Source organism: Rhodanobacter sp. PCA2, from assembly GCF_013620825.1.
GTDB lineage: Bacteria > Pseudomonadota > Gammaproteobacteria > Xanthomonadales > Rhodanobacteraceae > Rhodanobacter_A.
On sequence record NZ_NJIC01000021.1, the window covers coordinates 96,267 to 106,998 of the forward strand.

General features: G+C 68.4%; 8 protein-coding genes and 1 pseudogene. 4 read left to right on the forward strand and 5 right to left on the reverse strand.

Features of this window, described 5'->3' with window-relative positions; genetic code table 11:
• A pseudogene (locus tag PCA_RS17410) lies at window positions 1-292 on the forward strand (hypothetical protein); the annotation flags it as partial.
• A 193-nt stretch (window positions 293-485) separates the two neighbouring features.
• Here PCA_RS17410 and PCA_RS09245 read toward each other — a convergent pair.
• The 3 genes from PCA_RS09245 to PCA_RS09255 form a co-directional block, all read right to left on the reverse strand.
• Window positions 486-905 (reverse strand): VOC family protein, encoded by a 420-nt coding sequence (locus PCA_RS09245; protein ID WP_181302322.1) that lies wholly within the window; start codon window positions 903-905, stop codon window positions 486-488.
• 78 nt (window positions 906-983) lie between these two features.
• Window positions 984-1,793, reverse strand: coding sequence for a DUF6597 domain-containing transcriptional factor (locus PCA_RS09250; protein WP_181302323.1), 810 nt, complete (start codon window positions 1,791-1,793; stop codon window positions 984-986).
• A 25-nt stretch (window positions 1,794-1,818) separates the two neighbouring features.
• On the reverse strand, window positions 1,819-4,272 hold the full coding sequence (locus tag PCA_RS09255; RefSeq protein ID WP_255436758.1) for a DUF3772 domain-containing protein: 2,454 nt from the start codon (window positions 4,270-4,272) through the stop codon (window positions 1,819-1,821).
• 216 nt (window positions 4,273-4,488) lie between these two features.
• On the opposite strand from PCA_RS09255, the gene PCA_RS09260 reads away from it, so the two are divergent.
• Window positions 4,489-6,330, forward strand: a complete 1,842-nt coding sequence (locus PCA_RS09260; protein ID WP_181302396.1) for an ABC transporter ATP-binding protein — start codon at window positions 4,489-4,491, stop codon at window positions 6,328-6,330.
• A gap of 315 nt (window positions 6,331-6,645) precedes the next feature.
• On the opposite strand, the gene ald is transcribed toward PCA_RS09260, so the two are convergent.
• Complete coding sequence (gene ald, locus PCA_RS09265) at window positions 6,646-7,764, reverse strand: alanine dehydrogenase (RefSeq protein ID WP_181302325.1); 1,119 nt, start codon at window positions 7,762-7,764, stop codon at window positions 6,646-6,648.
• Between the two features lie 160 nt (window positions 7,765-7,924).
• Here ald and PCA_RS09270 point away from each other — a divergent pair, with 160 nt between their 5' ends.
• Both PCA_RS09270 and PCA_RS09275 read left to right on the forward strand, forming a co-directional pair.
• Window positions 7,925-8,398, forward strand: coding sequence for an Lrp/AsnC family transcriptional regulator (locus PCA_RS09270; RefSeq protein ID WP_181302326.1), 474 nt, complete (start codon window positions 7,925-7,927; stop codon window positions 8,396-8,398).
• 195 nt (window positions 8,399-8,593) lie between these two features.
• Window positions 8,594-9,286, forward strand: coding sequence for a response regulator transcription factor (locus tag PCA_RS09275; RefSeq protein WP_181302327.1), 693 nt, complete (start codon window positions 8,594-8,596; stop codon window positions 9,284-9,286).
• Here PCA_RS09275 and PCA_RS09280 read toward each other — a convergent pair.
• Window positions 9,215-10,672, reverse strand: a complete 1,458-nt coding sequence (locus tag PCA_RS09280; RefSeq protein ID WP_181302328.1) for a HAMP domain-containing sensor histidine kinase — start codon at window positions 10,670-10,672, stop codon at window positions 9,215-9,217. The two genes, PCA_RS09275 and PCA_RS09280, sit on opposite strands and share 72 nt — an antisense overlap.
• Between the last annotated feature and the right edge of the window lie 60 nt (window positions 10,673-10,732).

Genomic DNA, 10,732 nt, shown 5'->3' on the forward strand with positions numbered 1-10,732 from the left:
AAGGGCGGGGCCCGCCGCCGCGGCGGCGCCTGCCGCTGCAGCGCCTGCTGCGCCCGCCGCTGCTGCGGCCCCGGCGGCCGCGCCGAAGAAGTCCATGGGCTGGACCAAGCCGGCGGCCACCGCGGCGCCGGGCGGTGGCGCGGGCATGGTCTGGGTCAACGACAGCAGCAAGGTCTACCACTGCCCCGGCGACAAGTGGTACGGCAAGACCAAGCACGGCGAGTACATGAGCGAGGCCGATGCGAAGGCCAAGGGCAACCACGCCGAACACGGCAAGGCCTGCACGCAGTAAGTTCCTGCGTTGCTTGCCGCCGTTCGGCGGCAGCAGAACGAAGGCCGGCGCAAGCCGGCCTTCGTTCGTTCCGGGGAGCTTGTGCGTCGGCAACCGCGGACGGGCGACGCGATGGGCGCGCCGTCGCTTGTCCGTGAACGCGGCGCGCCGGATCGGCCGGTTCGGCAAATCGCAAGCGCGGAATGCTCCGGAATCACGCCCAGGGGTCGTAGCTGCCGAACGACCACAGGTGGCCTTCCGGATCGCGGCAGCTGTAGCCGGCGCCGCCGTAATCCTTCACCTCGTACTTGTCCACGATCATGGCCCCCGCCGTTATGGCGTGTTCGTAGTGGCGCCTGCAATCGGCGACCACCACGTAGGTGCACTGGGTTTCGCGGCCGCCGACCTCGTCGGGCTGGGCGATGCGCCGCCCGAACGTGTCGTCGCGCACGCTGCCCAGCATCAGCATGCCGTTGCCATGGACGAGCTGCGCGTGCGCCACGCCGCCGGCATCGTCGTCGTACACGGCATGCTTCTCGAAGCCGAATGCGTGGCACAGCCAGTCGATCATGGCGTGGGCGTCGCGGTAGCGCAGGCAGGGGATCAGGCTGCTGCCGTGGATGGCGTCCGGCATGGCGTACTCCTCGCAGGGCTGGAGTACGCAGCCTACGCCGCGGCGCGTGATGCGGTCTTGTAGATTTTTCCGCCCGCCTCAGTCCAGCGGCACGTGGTTCGGATACGGCCCGCGCAGAGCCGCGAACGCGGCCGGCGTGATGCCCGCGAACTCGCGGAACTGGTGGCTGAGGTGGGCCTGGTCGCAGTAGCCGCTGTCGGCGGCCACCTCGCTCCAGCGTATCTCGGCCTGTGGATGCGCCTGCGCCACCACGGCGCGGAAGCGCAGCAGCCGGGCGAACTGTTTCGGCGTCATGCCGACCTGCTGGCGGAAACGCGTGCCGAAGCGGTGCGCCGACCAGCCGCTGTCCCGCTGCAGCAGGCCGATGCGCGCCAGTTGCGGCGTGCGGCCCAGCATCGCGGCGGCATGGGCGATCACCGGATCGAGCGCGGGTTCGGGGTGCAGGCGGCGCAGCCAGCCTTCCAGCAACGCAAGCCGGTGCAGCGGCAGCGGCGTCTCCAGCAGGCGCTGGCGCAAATGGCGCGCGGATGCCCCGAGCAGCGCGTCGAGATCCACGTCGCGCCGGCACAGCTCGCCGATGTCGATGCCGAGCAGCGCGTGCGCGCCGCCGGGGCGGAAGCCCAGGCCCATCACGCGGACCTGCTCGGCGGTGTCGATGATCCAGCTGCGCAGGTACGGGCCGCCGATCACGCTGCCGGAGGCGCGCAGGCAGGCGCCGGCGTCGTTCCAGACGCGGGTTTCGTCCTCGTGCAGGTTGATGATCAGCGCGGTGCCCGGCACCGGCAGGATGCGTTCGCGGCCGGGCGCGGCGGGCGGCATGTCCCAGTCCCAGATCGTCTCGATCAGGCTGTCCAGCGGCGGTGCGGGGACGATGCTGTGCCAGCCCATTGCTGCGCTGCTCCCCGCGCCGATGTCACGAAGTCTGCGATGGCACGGCGGGGCTGTCCTCGCCCAGCGGGCCCAGCGTGCGCACCACCATGCTCTGCGGCGTGGACAGCGGCAACTGCGCCTCGCGCAGGCGCCGCAGGATGTCGAACAGGATGTCGCTCTTCACCGCCGCCACGTCGCGCGGACTGCGCACGTAGGAAACGATGCTGAAGGTCATCGAGCTGGCGTTGATGTTGTCCAACTGCACCATCGGCGCCGGGGTGCCCAGCGTCGACGGATGCGCCTTCAGCGCGTCCACAATCAGCTGGCGCGCGCGCGCCGCATCGGTGTCCAGCGGCATCGGCAGCAGGATGCGCACGCGGCCCTGCGCGCTGCCGTGGGTCACGTTGCGCACGTTCTGGGTGATCAGCTGCGAATTCGGCACGATCACGGTGGAGCGATCCCACAACTGGATCTCGGTGGCGCGCACGTTGATGCGGCGGATGTCGCCCTCGATCTCGCTGGACAGGCTCACCCAGTCGCCCACCTTCACCGGCCGCTCCACCAGCAGGATCAGGCCGGAGATGAAGTTCTGCACCACCGCCTGCAGGCCGAAGCCTATGCCCACCGACAACGCGCTGGCGATCCAGGCGATGCTCTGCAGGTTCACGTTCAGCGCCACCAGCGCCAGGCCGAACACCAGCACGCTGCCAAGGTAGCCGAGCAGGGTGACGATGGATTCGCGCAGGCCCGCTTCCATCGACGTGGTGGGCAGCAGCCGCTCGGCCAGCCAGCGCTTGAGCATGCGCAGCAGCAGCAGGCCGACCACGAACACCAGGATGGCCTGGAAGATCGTGCCGACGCTGATCGGCAACTGGCCCAGTTGCAGCTTGCCGAACAACTGCAGCGTGCGCTGCACCAGTTCTCCCGGCCCGGTATAGAACGGCGCCAGCACCAGGGCCAGCGCGGCCAGCACCAGGGCCACCCGGACCAGGCCGGCGAGCACGGTGATGACTTGTTCCTGCGTCTCCGGCGGGAGGTCGTGGGCGGCCTTCGCGCGTGGCACGGCGTGGGTGCGCGAGGCCAGCAGCGCCTCGGCCAGGTCGCGCGCGAGCTGCAGCAACAGGTACAGGCTGGCCGCCACCAGGCCCGTCCACAGCATCTGCGCGGCGATGAAGAACGCCAGCGCGATATAGCCCAGGCAGACCGCCAGCCAGCACAGACCCACGCCCAGCGTGGCCCCGAGCCTGAGTACGCCCGACCACCACGGCCGCGGCGCCTGCTCGTCGTCGGCCGCGCCCTGTTCGTGGCGTGCGCGGTGCAACTGCAGCAGGACGAGCGCGACCAGCCCGGTAATCAGCAAGGCCAGCAGCGCGTGCAGGAACACCGTGGCCGGCAGGCTGGAGCCGATGCTGCGGATGACCCGCTCGGTGAGGCCGGTGAGCAGCGCCGCGCCGCCGATCAGCCAGGGGAAGCGGCGCAGGCGTCCGGCTGCGGCGTTGGACAGCGGCAGCAGCCGCCACGAGGCGCGCTTGGCGGACAGCAGCGCGCTGCCCAGGCCCGCCATCAGCGCGGCGAAGTAGATCGCGCGCACCGCCGAGGTGGCCATGGTGTCGAGATCCGCATCCAGCGTTTCGCCCCAGGCGATGCCCGCGTGGACCAGTTGCGCGGCCACCCCGATCACCAGCGTGGTCGACAGCGCCATCACCGCCGCCATCGCGCTGCGGCGCAGGTGGCCTTGCGGCAGCCAGCGCGCGGCGACGAACTGCCACAGCCGCTGCAGCGACCAGCGGCCGGCCACGAGCAGCAGCAACGCGGCGGCGAAGCACAGCAGCAGCGGCTGCCGGTTCGGTGGCTCCCAGGCGTCGCTCCATGCCTCGGACCAGCGGTCGGCCAGGCGTTGCACGCGCAGCATGTCGTTCGGCAGCGCGCGTGCCTGGTCGGACCAGAACACAGGGCCCAGCGGCGTGTTCGTGCGGGCGGTGAGGCGCGCCTGGAACGCGTCGTCGCGCAGGCCGGTGATCTGCACCACCAGTTGCTGGGCATCCAGCCCCAGCGATTTCGCCTGCACGATCTGCGCGTTGAGGGCCGCTTGCGCCTTGTCCTGCTGGCGGCGCTGCGCGGCCACTTCAGGCGCCTCCGGCGGCGCACCCTTGGCCGGCGCCGGCCCCAGCACGCTGAGCTGCGCCTGCAGCGCCGTCATCTGCGGCGCCAGGCTCGCAACCAGCTGGCGCGCCTGGTCCTGCACCTGCAGCGTGCTGGTGCGCAGGTCGGCCAGCGGCGGGGAGGGGGAGGTTGCCTTGTTCTTCTGCGCATCCGCCAGCGCCTTCTTCACCGCGTCGAGCTGGTCGCTGGACTGCTGCAGGATCTGCGCCGGCGTGGCGGCGGGGGCGGGAGTATCGGGTTCGGCCTGGGCCCGCGCAGGGGATGCGCCGAGCGCGAATACCAGGGCCAGCAGGAAGGCCGGAAGCGCCGGCAGGCGACAGAACGGGGTGCGCATGCCCGGCATGATCCGGGCCGGGCGGCGGACGGTCAATCGATGGCCGGGCCCGGGCATGGCTGACGTTCAGCCCGGCGCCTGCACACGCGGGTTTCACGCAGGCATGGCCAGCGGCCGCAGCGGGGGCGCACGACGGAGCGGCTCGCGTCGGCCCTTGCGAACACGCCGCCGGGCACCCACGCTAGGCATTCCCCCCCGCTGTTCGCGCGCCCCATGATCTTCCGCTGGTTCGAATCCCTGATCGACGCGTTCAAGGAGCCCGTCGACGGCATGCCGCCGAAGCCGGTGTGGCGCTTCTACGTGTTCTACCTGCGCCAGGTGTGGCCGGTGTTCGCCGCGGCCATCGTGGTCGGCTTCATGGTGGCCATCGTCGAGGTGTCGCTGTTCGGTTTCATCGGCCGCATCGTGGATATGGCGAAGGGCGTGCCGGCAACGGATTTCTTCCAGCGGCACGGCCGCGAGCTGCTGGGCATGGCGCTGGTGGCGCTGGTGGCGCGACCGGTGTTCAACAGCCTGCACGACCTGCTGGTGAACCAGGCCATCGTGCCCAGCCTCACCAACCGCATCCGCTGGCAGAACCACCGCTACGTGATCCGGCAGAGCCTGGGCTTCTTCCAGAACGACTACGCCGGACGCATCGCCAACCGCATCATGCAGACCGGCGGCTCGCTGCGCGAATCGGCGGTGCAGATCGTGGACGCGATCTGGTACGTGCTGATCTACACCGGCAGCGCCGTCGCGCTGTTCGCGCATGCGGACTTCTGGCTGGCCGCGCCGCTGGTGGCCTGGGTGTTCCTCTACGTTGGCCTGCTGTGGATCTTCATCCCGCGCATCAAGGAGCGCTCGTGGAAGGCCTCGGAAGCGCGCTCGAAACTGATGGGCCGCATCGTGGACGGCTACAGCAACGTGCTCACGCTGAAGCTGTTCGCGCATACCCGGCGCGAGGAGGCCTACGTGGCCGATGCGATGCTCGAGCAGACCGACAAGCTGCGCCGCATGACCCGCGTCACCACCACGCTGGACGCCAGCATCACCACGCTCAACGGTTTCCTCATCACCGGCACCACGGCGCTGGCGCTGTGGCTGTGGAGCGAGGGGCGCGTGACGGTGGGCGCGATCGCGCTGTCCACCGGGCTGGTGATCCGCATCAACAACATGTCCGGCTGGATCATGTGGGTGGTCAACGGCATCTTCGAGAACGTGGGCACGGTGCAGGACGGCATCACCACCATCGCCCAGCCGCGCGCGGTGCAGGACCGCGAGGGCGCGATGCCGCTGGAGGTGACCAGCGGCGCCGTGCATTTCCACGACATCCACTTCCACTACGGCAAGCAGGGCGGCGTCATTTCCGGGCTGGAACTGGCCGTGCGGCCGGGCGAGAAGATCGGCCTGGTCGGGCCGAGCGGCGCGGGCAAGTCCACCCTGGTGAACGTGCTGCTGCGCCTGTACGACCTCGAAGACGGTCGGATCACCATCGACGGCCAGGACGTGGCGCAGGTGACCCAGGAAAGCCTGCGCTCGCAGATCGGCGTGGTGACCCAGGACACCTCGCTGCTGCACCGCTCGATCCGCGACAACATCCTCTACGGCCGCCCCGACGCCAGCGATGCGCAGGTCGAGGACGCCGTGCGCAAGGCGCGCGCCGACGAGTTCATCCCGACCCTGATCGACGGCGAAGGCCGCATCGGTTACGAGGCCCTGGTGGGCGAGCGCGGCGTGAAGCTTTCCGGCGGCCAGCGCCAGCGCATCGCCATCGCCCGCGTGCTGCTGAAGGATGCGCCGCTCCTCGTGCTGGACGAAGCCACCAGCGCGCTGGATTCCGAAGCCGAGGCGGCGATCCAGGAAAGCCTCGACCTGCTGATGCAGGGCAAGACGGTGATCGCCATCGCGCACCGCCTCTCCACCATCGCGCGCATGGACCGCCTCGTGGTGCTGGACAAGGGCCGCATCGTGGAAACAGGCACGCACGCCGAACTGGTGGCGCGCGACGGCCTGTATGCGCGGTTGTGGAAACGGCAGACAGGCGGCTTCGTGGCGGCGGAGGACGAGTTGGCCTGAAGCAGGAAGGCCAGACGCGGAGGCGTCTGGCCTTGATGTCGATGGCGGTTACGCCATTCCAGGTGCTGCTATCAGCGCCCCCTTCCCAGCGACCCTCAACGTCATCCCGTCACCCTCAGCGTCATCCCGGCGAAAGCCGGACAAGCGCAAAGCGCGCAGAACACCCGCAGGGCGGCCCCGAAGGGGCGAGCGCAGCGAGTCATCCAGCGACTTTCGGTACCGATGTGCACAAGGCACTGGATTTCAGCTTCGCCGGGATGACGGAGGGTGTGGGAACCCGGGAGTGGGGCGTGGATACCCCAGCCCCCATCTTGCTCACGCCCCGATCGCGGTTTCCGCCTTCACGTACGGCAGGCCGTGCGCCGTGGCCACCGGCTCGCAGGTGACCTTGCCTTCGCACACGTTGAGGCCGTTGCGCAGGTGCGCGTCCTGCGCCAGCGCCTTCTTCCAGCCGTTGTTCGCCAGCGACAGCGCGAACGGCAGGGTGACGTTGTTGAGCGCGAAGGTGGAGGTGCGCGCCACGGCGCCCGGCATGTTGGCCACGCAGTAGTGCACCACGCCGTCCACCACGTAGGTCGGATCGGCATGCGTGGTCGCGTGCGAGGTTTCCACGCAGCCGCCCTGGTCGATGGCGACGTCCACGATCACCGAGCCAGGCTTCATGGTCTTCAGCATGTCGCGGGTGACCAGCTTCGGCGCGGCGGCGCCCGGGATCAGCACGGTGCCGATCAGCAGGTCGGCGCGGCGCACCAGTTCCTCGATGGCGGCGCGGGTGGAGAACACGGTGGAGATCGCGGTGCCGAACTGCGCCGCGAGGCGCTTCAGCGCGTCGGCCGAGCGATCCACCACGGTGACCTTGGCGCCCATGCCCACGGCGATGGTCGCCGCGTGCGTGCCGGACACGCCGCCGCCCAGGATCACCACTTCCGCCGCCGGCACGCCGGGCACGCCGCCCAGCAGCACGCCGCGGCCGCCCTGGGCCTTCTCCAGCGAATGCGCGCCCACCTGCGGAGCAAGACGGCCGGCCACTTCGGACATCGGCGTCAGCAGCGGCAGCGTGCCGTTCGACGCGGTCACGGTTTCGTAGGCGACGCAGATGGCGCCGGACTCGATCAGGTCCTTCGTCTGTTCAAGGTCCGGCGCGAGGTGCAGGTAGGTGAACAGGATCTGGCCCTTGCGGAGCTTCTTGCGCTCCACCGCCAGCGGCTCCTTCACCTTCACGATCATGTCGGCTTCGGCAAAGATCGGATCGGGGCCGTCCGCGAGGGTGGCGCCTGCCGCGACGTAGTCGGCGTCGCTGATGCCCGCGCCCAGGCCGGCGCCGGTTTCCACCACCACCTGGTGGCCGTGGTGCACCAGCTCCTGCACGGAGGAGGGGATGAGGCCCACGCGGTATTCGTGGTTCTTGATTTCTTTCGGCACACCGATGCGCATGGCTGCAGCTCTCTAGCGGAATGAAGGGCGGGGTCGGCCGGATCGGCGCCGACGGAGCGGCAGTATGATCGCTGTGTTGAGCAATTTCTCGCCGATTTGGGCCGGGTCAAAGCGTTCCTGTAGAATTTCGTTCTGGCAAATACCCTGGATTTGAAATTCCATGCACCAGCCTGATCCGGCCCTGGACGAACGGGATCGCGCCATCCTCAAGCTGCTGCAGCAGGACGGTCGGCTGACCAACCTGGAACTGGCCCAGCAGATCAACCTCTCGCCTTCGGCCTGCCTGCGGCGGGTGAAGCTGCTGGAGGAGCGCGGGCTGATCTCGCGCTACGTGATGCTGCTGGACGAAAAGGCCGTGGGCCTGCCGGGCACCGCCTTCGTGCTGGTGACGCTGGACCAGCAGGGCCGCACCGCGCTGGATGCGTTCGAGGCGGCGATCCAGCGCCACCCCGAGGTCACCGAATGCTGCCTGCTCGCCGGCGCAGCCGACTACATGGTGCGCGTGGCCTACGCCGACTCCGCGGACTTCGAGCGCATCCACACCGACATCCTCACCCAGCTCCCCGGCGTGGTGCGCGTGCAATCCACGCTGGCGCTGCGCACGGTGAAGAAGACCACGGAGTTGCCGGTGTAGGTCGGCGGCAGCCTGGTGCCGGCGGCAACGGGCGAGCCTTGTCTCCCGATGCCCGTCAGGTCAAGATCGGAGAAGAAGGGTGAGCCTTGCACGATCCTTCGGGGTTGCTGCGCGCGTTCCCTGCATGGGGCTTTTTCCGGCCCGCGCGCAGGGGTGCTGTTGCCGCGAGGGGAAGGAAGTGTCGGTAGCCAGACCATGCCATTGAAAATCGCCATACTGGAAGACAACGACGAGCTGCGCGAGAACATCCTGATTCCGGGGCTGTGCAAGCACGGGTTCGATGCCATGGGTGCGGCAACGGCGGCGGAGCTGTACCGGCACATGCTCAGCCACCGCTATGACATAGTGGTACTGGATATCGGCCTGCCCGATGAGGATGGCCTGACGGTGGCCAGGCACTTGCGGGACCTGTCCGGCGAACTCGGCATCGTCATGCTCAGCGCGGAGCAGGGCGAAAGCGACAAGCTTGCCGCGCTCGAGCTGGGGGCGGACGTCTATCTGACCAAGCCGGTCAGCATCAAGGTATTGGTGGCCACCCTGCAAAGCCTTGCCCGGCGCCTTCAGTTGCGGCCGGATGAGAGGATTGCCCAGCCGATCGGCAGCGACGTGGGTTACTACCTGACCTCACCACAAGGCAAGGCGATACCGTTGTCCGTGGCCGAGCGCACGATTCTCAAGGCGCTGCTCGAGGCGCGTCCCAACCCCGTGGCGCGTGAGGCGCTGATCGGCCAGGTGGCTGACGACGTGTACAACTTCGATCCGCATCGCCTGGACGTGATGGTGCACAGGCTGCGCCGGAAGATGGCCGATTCGCAGCTATCCCACCTCTCTCTGGTCACCATCCGCCATCTCGGTTACGCCCTCGCTGCGGAGGCGGATTCGCCGTGAGGCATCCGCTGCGGTAGCCAGCAGCGGCAGGGAAATCTCGCAGGTGGTTCCTTGCCCCGGCTTGCTGCGGATGGTGACCGTTCCGTTTGCCCGCCGCAGCAAATCGCGGATGAGCACCAGCCCCAAGCCGGTACCCTTGCCGGGAGGCTTGGTGGTGAAGAAGGGTTCAAACAGGTGCTGCTGGACCATCTCGTCCATGCCCGTCCCGGCATCGCTGAAGCTGAAGCAGGCCCTGCCGTTCTGCGCGCTGCTGGCGACCCGGAATTCGCCGCCATGGTTGCTCATGGCGTCACGCGCGTTCGCCGCCAGATTCAGTGCGATCAGCTCCAGGTGAGCGGGGTCGAACATCACGTACAGCGGTTCGTCGGTCATGTCGAGCCGTACGCGCACCTTGCGTCCGAAAATCTGGGCCAGTTGCGGTGCGATTTCGCGCAGGCGCTGGTTGGCATCGAAACGCTCCTGCCGGGTTGGCTCCTTGCGGCTCAGGTCGAGCAGTCGCCGATTGAGTTGCTGGGCGCGACCCACCGCCGCTTCCACCTGCGCAAGGGTGCGGATCAGGGACGGTACCCCTTCCTCGGCCAGGTCGTCGCGGCGCTCGGCGTAGCCGGCGATCACGTTCAGCACGTTGCCGAAGTCGTGTGCGATTCCGGCAGCGATGTCTTCGACCGCGTCGATCTTGCGGCTGTGGATGAGCCGCTCTTCGGCCACGCGGTGCGCTTCGATCTCACGCTGCAGCCGCTGGCTCAGCTGGCTCAGGTAAAGCTCGCGACGGTCGGATTCGATGATGCTGTCGCGCAGCTTGCAGATGGTCTGATCCAGCGTCGCGGCGACGACCAGATAGAGAATCATGATGGTGCCGGCCCGCATCAGGTCGTGCATCCAGATTTCCCTGGCGGTGCCAAGGCGCGCGATATCGGTAATGATGCCGGCGTAGACGCATGCGGCGAACGCCAGGAACACCGTCCACAACGCCTGGCGCCCAAGCGCCAGGCCGGCTACCGCCATCAGGAGGAAGGGCAGCAGGTCGACCGGCGCGCCGCGCAAGCCGGTGGTGACGTAGCTGCCACCCATGGAAAGGGTCAGGCAGACCAGGAAGATCCTGCTTCCCCGGCGCACATTGCCCTTGCGAACTTCCCACAAGCTGATGAAAGAGGCCAGGGTGACGAAGCTGTAGTCGAGCAGCTTCGCCACATAGGGCAGCAGCGCACCGGCGGGGCGTGGGGTCGCGGTGAGATCTACGTAACCGCTGATCGGCATGTAGAGGCCGATGATCAGCAGGATGATCTGCACGAACGGCGCGCTGCGCCGTTCCATGAGATCGCGGGCGAACGGCAGGTCAAGCCGACGTTGGATTGCCTTGAACATCCGGTTCAGCCAGGAGGGCATGCGCCATGGGGGCTTTGTCGTCACTGTATTCCACCGGCTGAGCCGAAAAGTCTCGCGGCG